The sequence below is a fragment of the Roseateles noduli genome (genome assembly GCF_050626985.1).
GTDB lineage: Bacteria > Pseudomonadota > Gammaproteobacteria > Burkholderiales > Burkholderiaceae_C > Roseateles > Roseateles noduli_A.
The window spans coordinates 5,834,008-5,852,586 of sequence record NZ_CP192463.1; the positions used below are offsets into that span (position 1 = coordinate 5,834,008).

At 68.1% G+C, this 18,579-nt stretch carries 19 protein-coding genes; 7 read left to right on the forward strand and 12 right to left on the reverse strand.

Annotated elements, in window-relative coordinates; genetic code table 11:
* Nucleotides 1-18: 18 nt before the first annotated feature.
* Nucleotides 19-1,170 carry a hypothetical protein gene (locus ACQ4L4_RS25465; protein WP_431101575.1) on the reverse strand — a complete coding sequence of 384 codons (1,152 nt, stop codon included), beginning with the start codon at nucleotides 1,168-1,170 and terminating at the stop codon, nucleotides 19-21.
* Nucleotides 1,171-1,442: 272 nt separating this feature from the next.
* Here ACQ4L4_RS25465 and ACQ4L4_RS25470 point away from each other — a divergent pair, with 272 nt between their 5' ends.
* From ACQ4L4_RS25470 to ACQ4L4_RS25490, 5 genes are all read left to right on the forward strand, one after another.
* Entirely contained in the window at nucleotides 1,443-2,693 is a 1,251-nt protein-coding gene (locus tag ACQ4L4_RS25470) for an ROK family transcriptional regulator (protein ID WP_377157826.1), read from the forward strand.
* Between the two features lie 161 nt (nucleotides 2,694-2,854).
* Entirely contained in the window at nucleotides 2,855-3,829 is a 975-nt protein-coding gene (locus ACQ4L4_RS25475; protein WP_431101576.1) for a carbohydrate kinase family protein, read from the forward strand.
* Between the two features lie 9 nt (nucleotides 3,830-3,838).
* Nucleotides 3,839-5,068, forward strand: coding sequence for an MFS transporter (locus tag ACQ4L4_RS25480; protein ID WP_431101577.1), 1,230 nt, complete (start codon nucleotides 3,839-3,841; stop codon nucleotides 5,066-5,068).
* Between the two features lie 99 nt (nucleotides 5,069-5,167).
* Nucleotides 5,168-7,921, forward strand: a complete 2,754-nt coding sequence (locus ACQ4L4_RS25485) for a TonB-dependent receptor (protein ID WP_431101578.1) — start codon at nucleotides 5,168-5,170, stop codon at nucleotides 7,919-7,921.
* A 131-nt stretch (nucleotides 7,922-8,052) separates the two neighbouring features.
* Nucleotides 8,053-8,664 (forward strand): DUF2939 domain-containing protein, encoded by a 612-nt coding sequence (locus ACQ4L4_RS25490; protein WP_377157822.1) that lies wholly within the window; start codon nucleotides 8,053-8,055, stop codon nucleotides 8,662-8,664.
* Here ACQ4L4_RS25490 and ACQ4L4_RS25495 read toward each other — a convergent pair.
* The 3 genes from ACQ4L4_RS25495 to ACQ4L4_RS25505 all read right to left on the reverse strand — a co-directional run bounded on the left by ACQ4L4_RS25495 (nucleotide 8,661) and on the right by ACQ4L4_RS25505 (nucleotide 10,086).
* Nucleotides 8,661-9,143 (reverse strand): hypothetical protein, encoded by a 483-nt coding sequence (locus ACQ4L4_RS25495; RefSeq protein WP_431101579.1) that lies wholly within the window; start codon nucleotides 9,141-9,143, stop codon nucleotides 8,661-8,663. The genes ACQ4L4_RS25490 and ACQ4L4_RS25495 overlap by 4 nt on opposite strands.
* A gap of 110 nt (nucleotides 9,144-9,253) precedes the next feature.
* The gene (locus ACQ4L4_RS25500; protein ID WP_431101580.1) at nucleotides 9,254-9,550 is read right to left on the reverse strand and encodes a hypothetical protein; all 297 of its coding nucleotides are present in this window, start codon (nucleotides 9,548-9,550) and stop codon (nucleotides 9,254-9,256) included.
* A 95-nt stretch (nucleotides 9,551-9,645) separates the two neighbouring features.
* Nucleotides 9,646-10,086, reverse strand: a complete 441-nt coding sequence (locus ACQ4L4_RS25505; RefSeq protein ID WP_431101581.1) for a hypothetical protein — start codon at nucleotides 10,084-10,086, stop codon at nucleotides 9,646-9,648.
* 197 nt (nucleotides 10,087-10,283) lie between these two features.
* Here ACQ4L4_RS25505 and ACQ4L4_RS25510 point away from each other — a divergent pair, with 197 nt between their 5' ends.
* Nucleotides 10,284-10,883: a flavin reductase family protein gene (locus ACQ4L4_RS25510; protein WP_431101582.1), complete on the forward strand. Its 600-nt coding sequence runs from the start codon at nucleotides 10,284-10,286 to the stop codon at nucleotides 10,881-10,883.
* 54 nt (nucleotides 10,884-10,937) lie between these two features.
* On the opposite strand, the gene ACQ4L4_RS25515 is transcribed toward ACQ4L4_RS25510, so the two are convergent.
* Complete coding sequence (locus ACQ4L4_RS25515; RefSeq protein WP_431101583.1) at nucleotides 10,938-12,527, reverse strand: chitinase; 1,590 nt, start codon at nucleotides 12,525-12,527, stop codon at nucleotides 10,938-10,940.
* Between the two features lie 306 nt (nucleotides 12,528-12,833).
* Here ACQ4L4_RS25515 and ACQ4L4_RS25520 point away from each other — a divergent pair, with 306 nt between their 5' ends.
* Nucleotides 12,834-13,187 (forward strand): DUF1428 domain-containing protein, encoded by a 354-nt coding sequence (locus ACQ4L4_RS25520; RefSeq protein ID WP_431101584.1) that lies wholly within the window; start codon nucleotides 12,834-12,836, stop codon nucleotides 13,185-13,187.
* 28 nt (nucleotides 13,188-13,215) lie between these two features.
* On the opposite strand, the gene ACQ4L4_RS25525 is transcribed toward ACQ4L4_RS25520, so the two are convergent.
* The 7 genes from ACQ4L4_RS25525 to ACQ4L4_RS25555 form a co-directional block, all read right to left on the reverse strand.
* Nucleotides 13,216-14,463, reverse strand: a complete 1,248-nt coding sequence (locus ACQ4L4_RS25525; RefSeq protein WP_431101585.1) for a DEAD/DEAH box helicase — start codon at nucleotides 14,461-14,463, stop codon at nucleotides 13,216-13,218.
* Nucleotides 14,460-15,896 (reverse strand): ATP-dependent RNA helicase DbpA, encoded by a 1,437-nt coding sequence (gene dbpA / locus ACQ4L4_RS25530; RefSeq protein ID WP_431101586.1) that lies wholly within the window; start codon nucleotides 15,894-15,896, stop codon nucleotides 14,460-14,462. Before dbpA ends, ACQ4L4_RS25525 begins: the two co-directional genes overlap by 4 nt.
* Nucleotides 15,893-16,810: an extracellular catalytic domain type 1 short-chain-length polyhydroxyalkanoate depolymerase gene (locus ACQ4L4_RS25535; protein WP_431101587.1), complete on the reverse strand. Its 918-nt coding sequence runs from the start codon at nucleotides 16,808-16,810 to the stop codon at nucleotides 15,893-15,895. The genes dbpA and ACQ4L4_RS25535 overlap by 4 nt, the downstream gene beginning before the upstream one ends.
* A gap of 183 nt (nucleotides 16,811-16,993) precedes the next feature.
* A complete protein-coding gene (locus tag ACQ4L4_RS25540; protein WP_431101588.1) occupies nucleotides 16,994-17,206 on the reverse strand; it encodes a peptidoglycan-binding domain-containing protein in 213 nt (70 codons plus the stop codon).
* Between the two features lie 160 nt (nucleotides 17,207-17,366).
* A complete protein-coding gene (locus tag ACQ4L4_RS25545; RefSeq protein WP_431101589.1) occupies nucleotides 17,367-17,762 on the reverse strand; it encodes a GFA family protein in 396 nt (131 codons plus the stop codon).
* Between the two features lie 19 nt (nucleotides 17,763-17,781).
* Nucleotides 17,782-18,288 (reverse strand): DUF6265 family protein, encoded by a 507-nt coding sequence (locus tag ACQ4L4_RS25550; RefSeq protein ID WP_431101590.1) that lies wholly within the window; start codon nucleotides 18,286-18,288, stop codon nucleotides 17,782-17,784.
* A gap of 135 nt (nucleotides 18,289-18,423) precedes the next feature.
* Entirely contained in the window at nucleotides 18,424-18,576 is a 153-nt protein-coding gene (locus ACQ4L4_RS25555) for a hypothetical protein (RefSeq protein WP_431101591.1), read from the reverse strand.
* Between the last annotated feature and the right edge of the window lie 3 nt (nucleotides 18,577-18,579).

Below are 18,579 nucleotides of genomic sequence, written 5' to 3' on the forward strand. Positions count from 1 at the left end.
CGACTCAAGCGCGGAAGATCAGTTCCAGGCCATGTTCTTGGACCACTTCACGCCCGAGGTCGGGCACTTGCCCGAGTTGTTCGGGTACTTGCTGTTGATGATGCTGGTCACCACGTTGACGTTGCCCATCGTCGGGTCCTGCTTGTAGATGTCCAGCGCCATGCTGGCGCGCCAGCAGTTGCCCGCATCGTCGCCCAGGCTCGAGGACTTCAGCCAGCGGATGTACTGGTCCGTCAGGTAGGTGGCGAAGCAGGTCTCGTTGGACATGCTGCCGCAGTTGCCGGCCGACTTCACCGAGGAGAACGCCGAGATGCTGCCGATGGATCCCGTGTTCACCTGCACCTGGAAGGCCAGGCCGACCAGGTTGTACTGGCCGAAGCTGGTGAAGCCCAGCTTCTTCAGCGCGTCCAGCACCGGCAGCAGCTTGTCGCTGTCGATGTGGGCGTAATGGCTCATCACGTACTTGTCCTGGCGGTTGTCGAAGTCCGACTGCAGCGCCTGGCAGATCTTGGTCAGCGCCGCCCGCTTCTTCGAGTTGGAGCGGGCCAGGTTCGGATACGGATCCAGGCGCGAGTCGTCCGCCTTCATGTCCGCGGCCGCGATGCCGGTGACCTGGACGCCCCAGTTCTTCATGTCCGTGTTGGTCGCGCCGGTCTTGCCCAGCACATAGGGCGCGTAGGCGTTCTTGAAGTAGTCCGGGAAGTCGCCGACCGTCGTCACGCCCACCGGGCCGAGCGTGTCGCCGCGGTAGTCGGAGATGCCTTCGGAGGCCTCGTAGTCGACCTCGCAGTAGCGCCAGGGTTCCGGGTCTTGATAGTTGGTGGTGCCGTTCTCCGGATAGGCGTCCATGCTGAGCACGGCCTGCCACTGGTTGACCGTCAGCTTGCGGCCCTTGTCGAAGACCTTGCCGTAGACGCGCGAATCGCCGACGGGGATGACGCCCGCCGCCGCCGCGGCCTTGGTGGCCGTCACCAGCGGCTGGCCGGTGGCCGTGAAGGTGTTGGTGTAGACCCAGCCGTCCTGCACGTAGACGCTGGGTTGGCCGTTCGTCTGGGCCGCTGCCTTGGGCTTGCCGGCTGCGACGGCCGCCGAGGCGCCGCAGACGAGAGCCAGGACGGTGAGCACCGCTTGCACGCCGATGCGGCGGACGCTGGGGGAACGAGATTGCATGGTGGTTGCCTCCGAAAACACGGGGGTAGGGGGGCGTGGCCTGCGCCACGGGACAAGGGATCCCGAGGACTGCTGCCCACCACTCTCGCCAAGCCGGTCCTGCGCTCGGGGGCGTGGGTCGCTGCAGCCCATGGGCGGCGAATGTAGGCGGAACATTTCTTGTGCGCAATAAATAAAACCACTGGATGTGTAAATTCATTTGTCGACCAGGCGCCTGCCGCCGTCGTGAAGCTGGGTCAGAATGGGGGATACCCGAAGGACCACCCGCCAGCATGAGAACCACCAGTCGAGGTGCCACCCAACAGTCGAGCGCGCCCTACAACCGCCGTGTCGTGCTGGACTTCATCCGGCAGCACGGCGCGGCGTCGCGCAAGGACATCGCCGACATGGTGTCGCTGAGCCCCCAGACGGTGGCCAACATCACCAACGACCTGGAGGCCATCGGCCTGATCGTCTCGAGGCGGCAGAAGGTCGACAAGTCGCGCGGCCAGCCGCCGATCGCGTTCGAGCTGAACCCGCAGGCGGGCAACGCGATCGGGATCAGCCTGGAGCCGGGCCGCGCCTCGGCCGCGCTGGTGAACCTGGTCGGCGACATCCGCAGCCGCTGCGAGGTGGACATGGACACCAGCGATCGCCGCCAGATGCTGGCCGCGATGCTGCAGCTGGTCGCGCAGCTGCGGCGCGAATCGACCGAGCCGCTCTGGGGCATCGGCGTCGCGCTGCCGGGGCCGCTGGGCCACACCGACATCAGCTTCGTCGGTCCGACGGCGCTGGAGGGGTGGAACGACCTGTCCGTGCTGGACGAACTCGGCGAGGTCACCGGCCTCTCCGTCTTCTACCGGATCGACAGCGTGGCCGGCGCGCTGGGCGAGACGCTCTTCGGCGTCGCCCGCAACCTGGACAACTTCTTCTATCTGCACCTGGGCTTGGGCCTGGGCGGCGCACTGGTGATCGGCCGCGCCGCGTATCCCGGTTCGAACGGCAACGCCACCGAGATCGGCCACGTGCCCATCGTGCCCGGCGGCACGCCGTGCTATTGCGGCAACCGCGGCTGCCTGGAGCGATACGTCTCCATGCACTCGCTGGCGGAGGCGCTGAAGGTGTCCGACCACGACGTCTGGACGCTCGATCTGGCCAAGCGGCTGAAGGATCCGAAGGACAAGGCGCTGCACCAGTGGTGCCGCCAGGCCGCGGACCGGCTGCGCGACGCGGTCTGCATGATCGAGAACATGCTGGACCCGCACTCGATCGTCATCGGCGGCTCGGCGCCCAAGGTGCTGGTGGAGCATCTGGTCGGCCTGGCGCAGCCCTGGCACCGCTCGGTGCGCGGCGGCGTCGCGACGCCGGAGAACCGCCTGCTGCTGTCGGACCGGCAGGACGACAGTTCCATCCTCGGCGCCGCCGTGCTGCCGATCTACGAGATGCTGTCGCCGCGCCTGGAGACCTTGCAGCAGGACCGCCGCGGCGAGGCCGACGTGGCCGAACTGCTGGGGCACCGGGCACCGATGCCCAAGCGTGGGTAGGACGCGCGGGGGGAGATCAGGGCACCGATGGGGGTGACGCGCGGAGCAGGACGCGCGGTGCAGGGACAGGGTAAAGCCCGTTGGGGGATTCCCTTGATTACTTAAATCCAATGGATTTAATTATTGACGCTGTGTTCTGAGTGCTCCTACAGTCGGCGCCCATGGACACGGCACGACCTCTTTCGCATCCCCCGCTCAGCATCGTCGGCGACGTCGGCGTCGACCTGGTGCTGGGCAGCCTGACCGGGTGGCCGCAAGTCGGGACCGAACTCCTGATGCCGCGCAGCGAGCTGCGCCCCGGCGGCTCCGGCGCCAATGCCGCGCTGGCCGCGCGTCACATCGGACAGCGCGCGCACCTGATTTCCGCCGTCGGCAACGACCACTTCGGTCAATGGCTGGCGGAGCAGCTCGCCGGCATCGAGACCAGCCTGGAGATCTGCGACATCGGGACCACCGTCTCGGTCGGCCTGATGCACACCTGCGGCGAGCGCAACTTCTTCACCACCCACGGTCACCTGCAGCGCCTGTCGGCCGAGCATGTGCTCGGGCACCTGCAGCCGACGGAGACGCCGGAGATGCCGGAGACGGCGCCGGCGATCGCGCTGTTCACCGCGCCCTTCCTGCTCACCGGCCTGCGGCCCCGCTACGCCGGCCTGATGGCCGAGGCCGCACGCCGCGGCTACCGCGTCGCGCTGGACACCGGCTGGCCGCCCGAAGGCTGGGACCGGGACGAGGTGATGACCTGGCTGCCGCACTGCGATCACCTGCTCATCAACGAGCTCGAGGCGCAGAGCATCGCCGGAACCGCGGACCTCGATGAGGCGCTGACCTTGATCGGCCGCGCGCTGAAGCCCGGCGCGAGCCTGATCGTCAAGGTCGGCGCCCGCGGCGCGCTGGGCGTCGAGGGCGGCCAGCGCGTCCAGCGCATCACCGAGCCCGCCGACATCTTCGACACCATCGGCGCCGGCGATGCGTTCAACGCCGGCTACCTGGCCGCGCGCCTGCGGGGCGGCGACGTCGCCGAGGGCCTGGCCGCGGGCTGCCGCACCGCCGGGGCCATCCTGTCGCGCTTCCCGCGCACGACCATCCGCGCCGGCGAGTTCGCCGGCTGCGTTCCCTCCCAAGTTCTCGCCTGAGGACCCGCCATGAAGCACCGCGCGCTGATCGTCGGCTACATCCTGGTCATCTGGTTCGTGATCTCCTTCGTCACCAACCTGATCGGGCCCTTGATGCCGATCATCATCCAGGACTTCCACCTGAGCCTGGGCCTGGCGGGCTTCCTGCCGTTCTCGTTCTTCCTCGCCTACGGCCTGGTGTCGATCCCGGGCGGTCTGCTGGTGGAGCGCCGCGGCTCGCGCTTCACCCTCCTCGCGGCCTTCGTGCTGAACGCGGGCGGATCGCTGGCGATCGCGCTGTGGCCGAGCTATGCGACCGCGATCGGCGGGCTCTTCGTGATCGGCCTCGGCATGGCGCTGCTGCAGGTCGTGATCAATCCGCTGATGCGCACGGCCGGCGGCGAGTCCCACTTCGCCTTCTTCTCGGTGATGGGGCAACTCGTCTTCGGCCTGGCCTCGTTCCTGAGCCCGATGGCTTTCCAGCTGCTGATGGAGCGTCCCGATGCCGCCAAGGGCCTCGCGTGGGTGCCGTTCTACTGGATCTTCGTCGTCGGCTTCATCGCGCTGATCGTCGCGAACCAGACGCTGCCGCTGCCCGAGGTCCAGCTCAAGGACGACGAACGCGCCGGCGGCTGGGCCGCCTATCGCGAGCTGCTCGCGCGGCGCGATGTCCGCCTCTTCTTCCTGGGCATCATGGCCTACGTCGGCACCGAGCAGACGCTGGCCAACTGGATGTCGCAGTTCCTCTCGACCTATCACGGCGTGTCCGCCACCACCGACGGCGCCGACGCGGTCGCTGGCTTCTGGGGGCTGATGTCGCTGGGTTGCCTGCTGGGCCTCGGCCTGTTGAAGCTGCTCGACTCCCGCGTCGTACTGGCCGGCTTCACGATGCTGGCCATCGGCAGCGTGGCGCTTGCGCTCTTCGGTTCCGCCCACGTCGCGCAGATCGCCTTCCCGGCCTCGGGCTTCTTCCTGTCCGTGATGTTCTCGGTGGTGTTCTCGCTGGGCCTGAACTCGGTGCCCCACCACCATGGCGCGTTCTCCGGCGTGCTCTGCACCGGCATCCTCGGCGGCGCGGTCGTGCCGCTGCTGGTCGGCGGGCTCGGCGACGCCATCGGCCTGCGCGCCGCGATGTCCACCGTTTTCCTCACGCTCCTCTACATCCTGGGGGTGAGCGCCTGGGCGCGGCCGCTCGTGACCAACGACGTCGTTCCGCTGTCCCGCCTGCTGTCCCGGTTCAAGCCCAGCCCCGAACGCTGACGCCGACTGCCGCTTCCTCCCTCTGCCCCCCATCCAGCCCGCGTCACGGCCCCGTCGCCGGGGCGACGGCTGCCTGCCAGACCCATGGAGATCCCAGTGATGAGACCCGATCGAGCCGCCTTCCGTCCCGCCTTCCGCCCCGCCTTCCGCCCCGCACTCCGAGCCGCAGTCCGCGCGGCATTCCCCACCACCGCCACGGCCGCCGCCGTGAGCCTGCTGGCCGCCACGGCCTTCGCGCAGGCGCAGACGTCCCCGTCCGCCGAGCCGACGGCCGACAGCAAGGCCGAGAGCAAGGCGGACAGCCGCGAGATCAAGGACAAGGAGAGGAACGAGCTGCCGGTGATCACCGTCAACGCCACGCGCGTGAAATCCAGCCTGCTGCAGACGCCCGTGGCGGTGACGGCGCTCTCCCAGGACGCGCTGACCCGCGAAGGCATCCACGACGTGCGCGGCCTCTCCGGCAAGGTGCCGAACCTGCAGATCTCGCAGGGCGCCGATTCGGGCGTGCAGATCAACATCCGCGGCGTGGGCTCGACCAACTTCACCGAGGTCGGCGACCCGGCCGTGGGCCTGCACGTGGGCGGCCTGTACTCGCCGCGGCCGCAGGGCGCGCTGGCGCTGATGTTCGACCTGGAACAGGTGGAAGTGCTGCGCGGCCCGCAGGGCACGCTGTTCGGTCGCAACTCCACCGGCGGCAGCATCAACATCATCCCGGCCAAGCCCGAGTTCGGCGCGACCTACGGCACGGCGGAGCTGGACCTCGGCAACTACCGCAAGCGCCAGCTCAACCTGGTGCAGAACATCGCCGTCAACGACACGATCGCGCTGCGCGCCACCGTCAGCAAGATCAAGCGCGACGGCTGGATCAACCAGCAGCAGGATTTCACCGACATCGACATGCCCGAGCACGGCTTCGTCGCCGACGGCATCCCCGACGTCGACCAGCGCCGCAACGTCAAGGTGCCGCGCAGCAAGTACTACTACAACCGCGACGAGTGGGCGGCCCGCATCGCCGGCCGCGTGAAGCTCTCCAGCGACCTCGAATGGCTGGTGGCCTACGAGAAGTTCCAGAACAAGGGCGCCGGCGAGATCGCGATGAAGGACTGCGACATGGCCGCGGGCACCGACTTCGCCTGCCCCGGCGGCAAGTGGGACGTGAAGGTCAACGTGCCCGGCAAGACGGACATGTCCATCGACACCGTGCGCTCCAACCTGAACTGGCGGCTCAACGACCAGTCGAGCATCGAGTACGGCTTCGCCTACGCGACGCAGAAGCGCTCGCAGCAGTCGGACGACGACGGCGGCTACTACCCGCTGTCGCGGCAGGTCACGGCGACCTGGCCGGTCGGACCGGACGGTGACTGGGGCACCTGGCCGCTGCGTGACGACACCTCGCTGACGCTGGGCTCCACGTACAAGTCGCAGGTGCACGAGCTGCAGTTCAAGCATCACACCGACAACGTGCAGCTGGTCACCGGCCTGTTCTGGATGCATGAGAAGAACGCGATCGACTATGCGCAGGAGCAGCTGATCACCGCGCCGTACGGCTTCCCGACCAGCCAGTACTACCAGCAGCCCGATCGCCAGATCGACGCGAAGGCGCTGTTCGCGCAGGCCGACTGGACCTTCATGCCGACCTGGACGGCGACGGTGGGCGGCCGCATCAGCTTCGACAAGAAGACCGACAAGGGCGGCCGCGTCTACGGCGGCTGGGACGGCTCGACGCCGGCGTACTACAACGGCCTCTTCGATCCGGGCACGCCCGGCACGCCGGGCTTCCGCCCGCACAACGGCCGCGACCTGACCGAGCAGATGGGCCCCTTCGCCGGTCCCGGCGCCTACGGCCTGTGGGGCGAGCCCGCGGGCAACGACCACAGCGAGAGCTGGAAGAAATTCACCTACCGCCTCGGCCTGCGCAAGCAGCTGACGCCGCTGGACATGGTCTACACCTCGCTGTCGTCGGGCTACAAGGCGGGCGGCTTCGGCGACAAGGACGACAAGTGCGGCGGCAAGGAGTGCATCGACGGACCGGCGGGTCCGCAGTACACCTTCTTCCCGTACAGGCCGGAGACCGTCACCAACTTCGAGCTCGGCTACAAGGGCCTGATGCTGGACAAGCGGCTGAGCCTGTCGGCGACCTTCTTCTACAGCCGCTACAAGGACATGCAGGTCACGGGCGACTTCTTCGCCTCGAGGGTCAAGCAGGTGGGGCCGTGCCCCGACGAGAACCCGACCTGCGACATCGTCACCAAATGGCAGACGGTGAACGTCGGCGTCGTCGACATCCCCGGGCTGGAGCTGGAGGTCGACTACAAGCCGTGGGCGGGTGCGCGACTCGGCGCCTTCTTCAGCTACATCAACAGCAGGATGAAGGACTACCCGTCCTTCAGCGACAGCTGGAACTGCGGCACGCGCGTCGAGATGGGCGCGCCGGCATGTCCTGACCCCTACACCGGTCCGATCCGCGAGAACGCCGGCCGGCAGATCTACGACATCACCGGCAACCACCTGCCGTTGTCGCCGAAGTACAGCTTCGGCATCAACTTCTCGCAGAGCTTCCGTTTCGGCGAGGGTTGGGAGCTGACGCCGTGGGTCAACGTGAAGTGGCAGGACAAGATGTACTTCACGCTGCGCAACCTGGACAACGCGCACATCTCCGACGGGCAGAAGGCCTTCGCCAAGGTCGATGCGAGCCTGCGGCTGCAGGCGCCCAAGGACTGGCATGCGGAGGTCTACGTGCTGAACGCGACCAACAAGATGACGAAGAACGCCGCGCAGGACGGCGGCGGTTTCGTGCGCGGCTACTGGAACGATCCGCGGACCTTCGGGATCCGGGTGGGGATCGATTACTGATCGGGAGATCGTGACGGGGCTCTTGCTGCGATGGCATTGCCACGCCGTGATGCCGAGGTGGCCGCGAGAATCGCGGCCACCGGCGCGAGTTTTCTACACTCCGCTCCGGTGCATCAAACGCAAGGCAAGGGATGACCCCCACCGCTCGGAAGTTTTCGAAGGCCGCGCTGATCGCGGCGGTCCTGGCGCTCGCCGCCTACTGGTACTGGTCGCCGTGGCTGGCCATCCACCAGATGCGGAATGCCGCGAAGGCCGGCGATGCGACGGCGTTCAACGAACGCGTCGACTATCCGCTGCTGCGTGAGAACCTGAAGGGCCAGTTGTCGGCGGCTATCGGCGCTCGCGCGACCGAGCGGTCCGAATCTGGCAGCGACATCGCCAAGGCCGGCGCGGCGCTGGGCTCGCTGTTCGCGACGGCGATGGTCGACCGCATGGTGGAGGCGTTCGTGCGCCCGGAAGCCGTCATGCGGATCATGCAGGAGGGCAAGCTGATGCCCCGGCGCGAGTCGCGCGCGAAGACGCCTGGCGACACGCCCGTCGACGAGGAGGGTGAGCCCGACGGCAGCAAGGCGCCCTCGAAGCGCGAACCCATCTGGACGACGGAACGCCCCGGCGTCGATACCTTCATCCTCTACGCCCGCCGCGCGGGACAGGCCGAGGACCGCCGGACCGGGCTGGTCTTCCAGCGACGGGGATTCGCGTCGTGGGTGCTGACGGAGATCCGGTTGCCGGCGTTGTCCTAGCGCATGTTCGACGATGGCATCGTTTCAGTTTGAAGCTGCGGCGGCATTGCAGCGATTGCTGACCATCGATTCCGCCCGCTGTACTCACACTGTCCGCCGTCAAGCAGCCATTGAGGCCGGACGCCAAGCGTCAACTCGAAGGGCTGCTCAATGAGGTGCTGCAGCCGTAGCGCTCTCAGCTCCGGGTCGGCGTTCAGCGACCGCTTCCTTTCCGCCTGAACTGGAAGTCGAGTGCCGCCGTCGGGGCGTTCGATCGAGCGGCCGGAAAGCAGCCAGTGGCGCATGGACTTGGGCGAAGGCTGATCTACATCGGAAACTAAGCCGGCAACGGCACCATGCTCGCCCGTACGCCAAGTTATCCACAGCAATTGATATCTAAGAAACAGGATTGAAGCGCAAGACATATACACAGCTATCCAACGAATCTCCACTGCCTTATCCACAGGTAGATCGCGCTCATGGTCGTACGATTGGCGCATGCACTCACACGTTTTTCTACCGTGGCCAGCGTCAACAAAGTCACCCTCATCGGGAGGGCTGCCTTGAAGGCCAGCATTCCGTCGCAGTTGCCCCCCGCGTTCATTACTCATCAACTTGCAGCACAGGTGGCCGGATCGCCCTCCGCGCAGTTGTCGGCGAGCATGGACAGCATCGACGCGCCGCTCACCAGCAGTGCGCGCAGATTGGCCAGCGCCGAGCCCATCGTCAGATCCGCGCGCAGGCAGATCGCATCGGAGCCGAGTCGCGGTCCGAAGATCTGCGGCTCGGTCATGCCCCAGTCGTGTTGCAGGTGGATCAGCGTCTGCTGATCGCAGCCCGCGAGCGGGTGGCGCGAGCGCAGCGGCTTGTCGGACTCGTCGATGCGTGCTTGTTGGAAACTTCCCATGTCGTCGTACCCCGGTCAATGTTGGACACCACCGGCTCCGACGTTGAAGGCGACATGGGGGCATTGATGCAGTCAAGTCCATCGATGACGTCATCTCAGACCTTGGCGAGGAATGCCGCTGCGTCACCTGCTTCGCACTTCCAGTCTGCGAAGACACCGACCAGGTTGCATTCCACGCAGCGGCAAGCAATGTAGTACCAGCGCACGTCATGTGTGCCTTCGTACACGGAGACGCCGGACACCAACTCGAACACCTCGTTCTCGCACACGCACTCGTGCGCCTCAGGCGAGGCTTCTTCAACGTAGTCCTCACTGTCGCCCATCAGGTGTTCCTGTCCGCAGTCGGTGCAGGTGCGGATTGCCACACCGGCCTCTTCATCAGTCTGCAGCGCGAAGGTCCGGCATCCGCAATCGCATTTGGACGAGGCAAACCTGACGGCCTCATGGCGATTCGCAACGCTGTAGCTGCGCAGTTCGGCTTGGGTGTCGCCGGACGTGGTCCCGTACCAGAACTCGCCCTTCTTCGTCAGTGCCATTGATGCTGCTCCATTCCTCAAGATGGGCTTCCCGGCAGGCCTGACGCCGGCCTCGCCCCGTATGTCTGGATTCTGCCTTGGGGTCCGGTGCGTCATCGTGAAAGGCTTGGGTCGCGGTGGTCGCCTTCACAGACCCGCGACATCGCCCTTGCCAGAATGGAGCATGGACATCCGTCCGAACGCCGTCCATTCACCGCATGCACACCTACGACCCCACCGCGCCGAACCTTCCCCACAACCCGTTCAACGCCATCGTCGGACCTCGACCCATCGGGTGGATGTCCACGAAGAGCAAGGCTGGTGTCGTGAACCTGGCGCCCTACAGCTTCTTCACGGCGTTGAACTACACGCCGCCGATCATTGGCTTCTCCAGCATTGGCCGGAAGGACTCGTTGCGCAACATCGAGGAGACCGGCGAGTTCGTCTGGAATCTCGCCACGCGCGAGTTGGCCGAGGCCATGAACGCGACGTGTGCGCGGGTCCCTCGCGGCGTCAATGAATTCGAGCTGGGGAAACTGACCGAGGTCGCGTCCGTGAAGGTGGGGCCGCCACGTGTCGGAGAGAGCCCCGTCGCCTTCGAATGCAAGGTGTCGCAGATCATCCAGCTGAGCTCCATGGACGCTGAGCCCGTGGACACCTGGATGATCCTGGGTCAGGTCTTGCTGATGCACATCTCGCCGGCCCTGTTGAAGGACGGGGTGTTCGACACCGCCGCCGCGGGGCTGATCCTGCGAGGCGGCGGGCCGGGCGACTACTTCGAACTGGGCGACAAGTTCTTCATGGCGAGGCCGGACTGAGCGACGCGGCGGAAGGGCCGACCTCCCGGTCGGCCCCGTTCCTGTCGACCGCGCTCAGGGCAGCGCGTTGAGCGACGACCTCACGCCGCGCGAGAAGCCCAGCCCGTCGTGGCGGTCCCAGTTGATCGACCACGTCATCACGCCGCGCAGCGTCGGATACGCCTGAGGCGGCTTGATCGCGCCGCATTGCGACAGCTTCGTCAGGCAGTTGAGCGCCGCCGTGATCGTCGCGACGCTCGCCTGGCCGCTGTTGGCCGACGACGGACCCGACGGCAACCCGAACGCGACCTGGTCCGGCCGCAGCCCGCGGAACACGAACGGCCCGGTGCCGTTGTTGGTCGTGAATCCCTCGATCAGCATCCGGCTGGTGGCCACCAGCATGTCGGCGCTGCCCTCGGCCAGGCCCTGCGTCGCGTACGGCGTGTAGACGGCGCCGTTGTTGTAGTACTGGACGTGGAGCACGTTCAGCTCGTCGCGCAGGCCGTCGATGATCGGCAGGTAGGCGCCCCAGATGCCGCTGTAGGCGACGTAGCCTCCCTGGACGTACGGATGCTCCGGCGCCATCGACAGGTAGAAGCCGCTGCCGATGCGCGCCTTCAATTGCTTGACCGCGCTGACCAGGTTGGCCTGCACCGGCGCGCCCGAGGTGACGCCGGCGCCGCTCTCCAGGTCGATGTCGATGCCGTCGAAGCCGTAGCGCCGCATGATGGCCTCGACGCTGTTGACGAAGTTGGTCACCTGCGCCGCGTTGTTGAGCGTCACCGTGCCGTTCTGGCCGCCGAATGACAACACGACCTTCTTGCCCTTGGACCGCGCGGCCGCCACGTCCGCGATGAAGCGCGCCTCACCGCCGGCGCTCGGGTCGAGGTTGAAGGCGATGCTGCCGTTGCCCGCATCGTCCGCGAAGGCGACGACGATCACGTCGTAGTCGGCGGAGACCTCGCTGATCGGGAAGGTCGGCCCGGCCGGGTTGGTGAAGTTGTGCCAGTAGCCGATCAGCTGGTGCTTGCCGGGCGCGGGCGCCGGGCCGGGCGACGGGGCCGGCGTGGGCGCGGGACCGGGTGCCGGCGTCGGTGCAGGAGAGGGCGCGGGCGTCGGCGCCGGTGACGGGGCGGGCGGCGTGGTGCCGCTGTAGATCGTCCACGGCTGGCCCGTGCCGACCGGGCCGTTGCGCGTCGCGGGGTTGTCGCCCTGCGTCCACCAGTTGGCGCGGTAGATCACGCCCTGGTAGCTGACGATCGCGCCGCCCGAATAGGCCGTTGCCGCATTCCATGCACCCTGCGGCGCAGGGGCGGGGGACGGGGCTGGCGTGGGAGCGGGCGCGGGACTGGGCGACGGGCTCGGCGTGGGCGCCGGCGACGGAGCGGGCGAAGGTGCCGGGCCGCTCGCGGGGCCGACCAAGGTCCACAGCGATGCGTTGGTCGGGTTCCAGCCGGTGCTGGCGTAGTCGGTCTGGTTGACCGTGGCCCGGTAGAGCTGGCCGTTGTAGCTGACGACGGTGCCGGCGGTGTAGTAGGTGTCGGGCTTCCAAGCCGCGGCGGTCTGCGCGACCGCCTGCAAGGTGAGTGCGGCGGCGCCGAGGGCGACGATCAGCCGCAGCGGGGCGGACGTGGCGGAGGAGGGGCGTCGGACGGAGACGGTCATGGCAGTGGTTCCAAGGTAAGACCGAAGCGGGTCCCGAGCCCGCACCAAAGCCGCCGGAGGCCTCAGCGTTGGGGCCAGTCGGCGGATTGCGTCGTCGGTGGCTCTTCACTGGTATTAGAAGAATCCAGTTTTATTGCCACCGCTTGGATACCACTTTCCGAAATCTGGACGATCTGGCGCAGCGGGAAAACCCGGATCATGGTGACAAGGCGTGTAGCCAGATCCCCCTATCCTGTCGATCCCGCTCGTCGCCATTCGTCGTGCAAGGGGGCGGCATTGGGCCGCGTCAACAACCGGAGAACCGCAATGGACTACGTGGATGGATTCGTGCTCGCCGTGCCGACCGCCAAGCGCGAGGCCTATCGCCAGCTGGCGCAGGACGCCTCGGCGGTGTTCAAGGACCACGGCGCGCTCAGCGTCATCGAGTGCTGGGGCGACGACGTCCCCGAGGGCAAGGTGACCTCGTTCCCGATGGCCGTGCAGCGCAAGCCGGACGAGACGGTGGTGTTCTCGTGGATCGTCTGGCCGTCGCGCCAGGTGCGCGATGAAGGGATGAAGAAGGCGATGGAAGACCCGCGCATGAACCATGATCCGAAGGACATGCCCTTCGACGGCCAGCGCATGATCTTCGGGGGCTTCGAGGTCATCGTCGAAGCTTGAGCGAGCCTCCGTCCAGGAGGCTCGACCGTCACTTGCCCGCTGCGGCAGCCGCTGCGCGCAGCTTGTCCTTCTTGCTCGGCCGCCTGCCCTTGACGCCGCCGGTGGCGGCCTCGGGCGTGGCGATCTCGGTCGGCTCGAAGCCAGCGATCCGCTCGCGCTCGACGCGGCGGCCCTGGCGCTTCTCGATCAGGCGGAAGTGCGCTTCCGTGGCCGCGCTGATGAAGCTCACCGCGAGTCCGCTCGCGCCGGCGCGCGCGGTGCGGCCGATGCGGTGCGTGTAGTCGTCCGCGGAGCGCGGCAGGTCGTAGTTCACCACCACCGGCAGCCGCGCGATGTCGATGCCGCGCGCGCCGAGGTCGGTGGCGACGAGCACCCGGATCCGACCGGCCTTGAAGTCCGCCAGCGTGCGCGTGCGCGCCCCTTGGCTCGCATCGCCGTGGAAGGCCGCGGCCTCCAGGCCGTTCCGGCGCAGCTTGTCGGCCACGTGATCGCAGGCGTAGCGCGTCGCGACGAAGACGAGCACGCGCGACCACTCGCCCTGCTCGATCATGTGACGCAGCAGCGGCGTGCGCTTTGCGGCGTCGACCTCGACCGCGTGTTCCTCGATCTGGCCTTCGGTGGCCGGCTCGCCGCTGACCTCGATGCGCACCGGGTCGTGCAGCAGCTGGTCCGCCAGCGTCTGCACCGCCGCCGGGAAGGTGGCGGAGAACAGCAGGTTCTGTCGACGCTTCGGCAGCAGCGCCAGCACCCGCGCCAGCTCGTCGGCGAAGCCGGCGTCGAGCAGCCGATCGGCCTCGTCCAGCACCAGGCACTCCACGTCGGAGAGCTTGAGCGCATTCTTCTCGACGATGTCCAGCAGCCGACCCGGCGTCGCGACGACGATGTCCGCGCCGCCACGCAGCGCCATCATCTGCGGATTGATCGACACGCCGCCGTACAGCACCGAGACCTTCAGCGGCTCGTCGAGGAAACGTCCGACCTGGATCACCGTCTCGCCGACCTGGGCAGCGAGTTCGCGCGTGGGCACCAGCACCAGCGCCTGCGTGCGACGCAGCGCGGGCCGGACGCGGGCATCGATGCGATGCAGCATCGGGAAGACGAAGGCCGCCGTCTTGCCGGAGCCCGTCGCCGCCGAGCCCAGCAGGTCGCGGCCTTCGATGATCGGCGGCATCGCGGCCACCTGGATCGGGGTCGGCACTTCGAAGCCGAGCTCGTCGGCGGCGCGCACGAGGCGCGGCGCCAGGCCCAGCGCGGCGAAGGTGTTCTCCGTGCTCACAGCAGGCGCACCTTCACCGACTTGCCCTTCACCTTGCCGGCGTTGAGCTTGCGCAGCGCCTGGTCGGCGATGCCGCGCTCGACGGCGACGTAGGTCGAGAACTCGTTGACGTTGATCTTGCCGATCTGCGCGCCGTCGAATCCGAGGTCCTTGGTCAGCGCGCCCAGCACGTCGCCCGGACGGATCTTCTCCTTGCGGCCGCCCAGGATCTGCAGCGTGACCATCGGCGGATGCAGCGGCTCGGCGCCGGGCTCGGTGGTGAGCTCGGTCAGCGGATGCCACGGCGTGACGCTGCCCTGCATCTGGTCGATGCGGCCGACGCGACCCATCTCGTCGAGGCTGGCGAGGCTGAACGCCCAGCCCGCCTCGTCCGCGCGGCCGGTGCGACCGACGCGATGCACGTGCACTTCAGGGTCAGGTGTGATGTCGACGTTGATGACCGCTTCCAGCTGCGCGATGTCCAGTCCGCGCGCCGCCACGTCGGTCGCCACGAGCACGCTGCAGCTGCGGTTGGCGAATTGCACCAGCACCTGGTCGCGGTCGCGCTGGTCGAGGTCGCCGTGCAGCTCCAGCGCGACGATGCCCTCGGCCTGCAGCACGGCGACGAGGTCGCGGCACTGCTGCTTGGTGTTGCAGAAGGCCAGCGTGCTGGCCGGGCGGAAGTGGTTGAGCAGCAGGCCGACGGCATGCAGGCGCTCGTTCTCCTTCACCTCGTAGAAGCGCTGGCGGATCTTGCCGGCGGCGTGCTTCTCGGTGAGCGTCACTTCCTGCGGCGTGCGCATGAAGCGCGTCGCGATGGACTTCACGCCGTCCGGATAGGTGGCGGAGAACAGCAGCGTCTGGCGCGTCTTCGGGCAGTTCGCGATCACCTGCGCGATGTCCTCGGCGAAGCCCATGTCGAGCATGCGATCGGCCTCGTCCAGCACCAGCGTGTTCAGCGCCTCCAGCGTGAGCGTCTCGCGCTGCAGGTGGTCCAGGATGCGGCCCGGCGTGCCGACGACGATGTGCGCGCCGTGCGACAGGCTCGCGAGCTGGTTGCGGATCGGCGCGCCGCCGCACAGCGTCAGGATCTTGATGTTGTCCTCGGCGCGCGCCAGGCGGCGGATCTCCTGCGTCACCTGTTCGGCGAGCTCGCGCGTCGGGCACAGCACCAGCGCCTGCACGGCGAAGCGGCGCGGATTCAGGTTGGCCAGCAGCGGCAGCGAGAACGCGGCGGTCTTGCCGCTGCCCGTCTTCGCCTGCGCGATCAGGTCCTTGCCGGCCAGCGCGAGCGGCAGGCTGGCGGCCTGGATGGGCGTCATCGAGAGGTAGCCGAGCTGCTGCAGGTTCGCCCGCATCGCGGGCGGCAGGGGCAGGCTGTCGAAGGAAGTGGCGCTAGGCGCCGCCGGCGGCTGCGCGGGTGCAGCAGCGCCGGTGGGATCGGTGCGGGTCATGCACGATTGTCGCCCAGCGGGTGTGCCATGAAGAAACACAGCATCTGGTCGCTCGCGTCGGGGCCCAGCCAGTCGGTGTAGGAGCCGCTCTGGTCGCCGCCGGACCAGCCGTGTCCGCCGCCCTCGATCAACCAGAGTTCGGCGTGCACGCGCCCCTGTGGCGTCACATGCGTGCGGCGGGTGTAGGCCCGCGTGCCTTCACGGCCGTTCTCGACGCGCTGGACGCCGGCCACGCCGGACGTGGCGTCGGCGTAGACCTGCTCGCCGTTGAGCGGGTGGACGGTCATGTCGCGCGTGCCGTGGAAGACGATGGTCGGCGTGGGGCGATCGGCGTTGCCCGTCGCCTCGGCCGTCACGCCGTCCGCGGGCAGGCGCGTGGGCTGTCCGCTGCGCATCATCGCCATCGCGCCGCTGGCGTCGTCGACGGCGCCATGCGGCAGGCCGGAATGCACGCCGACGGCGGCGAAGAGTTCGGGATAGGCGCGCCCGAGGATGACGGCCATCGCGCCGCCGGCCGAGAGGCCCGCGATGTAGACGCGCTTCGCGTCGACGCTGTGGCTGGCCATGACCTCCTGCGTCAGGGCGGCGATCAGGGCGGGCTCACCGCGTCCGCGCTCCTGGTGATTGGACTTGAACCAGTTCCAGCAGCCTTGCGGATTGGCCTGCGCCGACTGCGCCGGGTACAGCACCAGCCAGCCGTTGCGACGCGCCATCTCGTTCATGCGCGTGCCGACGGCGAAGTCGTCCGGGTCCTGTCCGCACCCGTGCAGCATCACCAGCAACGGGCGTGGTTCGGCGCTGTCACCCGGTGGGACGTAGAGCTGATAGTCGATGGAAGCGCGGCCTTGCACGAAAGTGCTGCGGAGGAACTGGTCGGCGAGCGTTCCGCTCTTCGATTCGAGCGGCAGGTCCATGAGCATTCGAGGGCTGGGGGCGCGTGTGGCAGTGCCCGATTGAAGCACGGATCCCGGATCGGCTTCATGAGTGTTTGCGATGTCCGCCCGGGCAGGCAGCCGGCCGGACGTTCGGAACGGGGAGTTCCGACGCCATCGGCGCCATTGGCGTTGTCTCCAGCGCCTCCGGCACTTGCGTTGCCTTCAGCCGAAGACCGGCTGCACCAGTTCCACGACCAGCGCCGGATCGGCGGCACCGCTGGCCGGTTTCCCACGGGCCGACTGGACCCGTGCCAGCGACTTCGCGGACTGGTCCCCGAACACGCCGTCGGCCTTCACCGGCTCGCCGGCGTCGGAGAGCGCCAGCTGCAGCAGGCGCACGTCCAGCCCGCGCGTCAGCGGCGAGGTGGCCGCCACGCAGACGATCCCACGAGCCGTGGGCGCGGCTGTGTTTGGATGTTCACGACGCCCTCCCGTCCCCGGTGCGGGCGCGGCGCCCGCTGGATGGGGTATCTGGGCGATCGATGGTGGGTTGAATCCTCCATGCGGGAGGATGCCCCGGCCGCGTGAGGCCTGTTCACGGGTCCTCGGAACGGCTCTCCGATTCGCGGTCGCGCTCGTAGTGACGGATGAACGGGAAGGGCGGCAGCCAGGCCTCGCGCCGGACGGTCCAGAGCTCGTAGGTCGGCGTCAGCTGGTCCGGCGCGTCGAGCGCGCCGAGATGCACTTCGACCTCGTCGCCGGTCCGGGAGTACACCGACGATCCGCAGCGGGGGCAGAAGTGCCGGCCACGGAAATCGCGGGTCTCGCCGGTGACCGTGACGGCGTCCTGCGCAAAGATCGCGGAGGCGCCGAAGAGCGCCCCGTGATGCTTGCGGCAGTCGAGGCAGTGGCACAGGCCGACCCGGTAGGGACGGCCGGTCGCGACGAGGCGGACATCGCCGCAGAGACAGCCGCCGGTGAATTGGTCCATGACGGGGGCTCCTTCCGCCTCACGGCGACTTCGCTGCGTCGCAGGCCACGCGCTTCATCGGGAAGTCGATGCCCCGCGTGGCGCCGTTGCGCTGCCCTTCGATGCGCGCGGCGAGGCCCGTCTCGCCGACGGCCTTGTAGAGGATGCGCTGCGGGAAGTCGTGCTCGGGGTTCTCGAAGGTGACCGCGCGATCGCCGATCGACGTCGCGACGAAGGTGGCTTCCTTCTGCCGCGACGGCAGCGCGACGTAGACGACCTTGCCGTCGGCGTTCAGCCGGATCTGCAGGAACTCGTGCTCGACGGTGCGGCCGTTCTTCACCGTGCGGCCGATGCCCAGCATCGTGCCGCCGGCCAGCGGCAGCCAGTGCTCGACGGAGCCGGGCTCGCCCTTCTCCGCGGCCCAGCAGCCGGCGAGCCAGTTCAGACGTTCCAGCTGGGCGTCCTCGGCGCGCGCCGGCAAGGATCCGAGCGGCGACAGCGAGACGACGATCAGCGCGCCGATGGCGGCAGCGAGGGATGGACGCATGGCGGTGGTCTCCGGGCACTGGATGCATGAATCTAACGCCGGCGGCCCGTCGCCGCCATCCGGGCCGGTGCCGGATGCGGCTCACGCGACGCCTGGCGCGAGGCCCGACCTTGGAACAGTCGATCACGGGGGCCATCAAGTCTTCCGTTTCTCCACCAACGCCTTGAGCGTCCCCAGATCGCGCGCCACATGCGCCGCGTCGTTCTCGAAGGCCTCGTCGGTCACACCCGGCATGCGCAGCAGGACGAAGGCGACCGCGCAGCCGTCGCCCGACGGTGTGATGCGCATCGC

Excerpts from the sequence above, each read along its gene's own strand:
- ACQ4L4_RS25475 (WP_431101576.1), top strand. The coding sequence starts at position 2,855 with ATGGACACGGCACGACCTCTTTCGCATCCCCCGCTCAGCATCGTCGGC.
- ACQ4L4_RS25505 (WP_431101581.1), bottom strand. The coding sequence starts at position 10,086 with ATGGCACTGACGAAGAAGGGCGAGTTCTGGTACGGGACCACGTCCGGC.
- ACQ4L4_RS25465 (WP_431101575.1), bottom strand. The coding sequence starts at position 1,170 with ATGCAATCTCGTTCCCCCAGCGTCCGCCGCATCGGCGTGCAAGCGGTG.
- ACQ4L4_RS25470 (WP_377157826.1), top strand. The coding sequence starts at position 1,443 with ATGAGAACCACCAGTCGAGGTGCCACCCAACAGTCGAGCGCGCCCTAC.
- ACQ4L4_RS25515 (WP_431101583.1), bottom strand. The coding sequence starts at position 12,527 with ATGACCGTCTCCGTCCGACGCCCCTCCTCCGCCACGTCCGCCCCGCTG.
- ACQ4L4_RS25485 (WP_431101578.1), top strand. The coding sequence starts at position 5,168 with ATGAGACCCGATCGAGCCGCCTTCCGTCCCGCCTTCCGCCCCGCCTTC.
- ACQ4L4_RS25490 (WP_377157822.1), top strand. The coding sequence starts at position 8,053 with ATGACCCCCACCGCTCGGAAGTTTTCGAAGGCCGCGCTGATCGCGGCG.
- ACQ4L4_RS25495 (WP_431101579.1), bottom strand. The coding sequence starts at position 9,143 with ATGCGCCAATCGTACGACCATGAGCGCGATCTACCTGTGGATAAGGCA.
- ACQ4L4_RS25545 (WP_431101589.1), bottom strand. The coding sequence starts at position 17,762 with ATGGACCAATTCACCGGCGGCTGTCTCTGCGGCGATGTCCGCCTCGTC.
- ACQ4L4_RS25510 (WP_431101582.1), top strand. The coding sequence starts at position 10,284 with ATGCACACCTACGACCCCACCGCGCCGAACCTTCCCCACAACCCGTTC.
- ACQ4L4_RS25520 (WP_431101584.1), top strand. The coding sequence starts at position 12,834 with ATGGACTACGTGGATGGATTCGTGCTCGCCGTGCCGACCGCCAAGCGC.
- ACQ4L4_RS25535 (WP_431101587.1), bottom strand. The coding sequence starts at position 16,810 with ATGGACCTGCCGCTCGAATCGAAGAGCGGAACGCTCGCCGACCAGTTC.
- dbpA (WP_431101586.1), bottom strand. The coding sequence starts at position 15,896 with ATGACCCGCACCGATCCCACCGGCGCTGCTGCACCCGCGCAGCCGCCG.
- ACQ4L4_RS25555 (WP_431101591.1), bottom strand. The coding sequence starts at position 18,576 with ATGCGCATCACACCGTCGGGCGACGGCTGCGCGGTCGCCTTCGTCCTG.
- ACQ4L4_RS25480 (WP_431101577.1), top strand. The coding sequence starts at position 3,839 with ATGAAGCACCGCGCGCTGATCGTCGGCTACATCCTGGTCATCTGGTTC.
- ACQ4L4_RS25550 (WP_431101590.1), bottom strand. The coding sequence starts at position 18,288 with ATGCGTCCATCCCTCGCTGCCGCCATCGGCGCGCTGATCGTCGTCTCG.
- ACQ4L4_RS25500 (WP_431101580.1), bottom strand. The coding sequence starts at position 9,550 with ATGGGAAGTTTCCAACAAGCACGCATCGACGAGTCCGACAAGCCGCTG.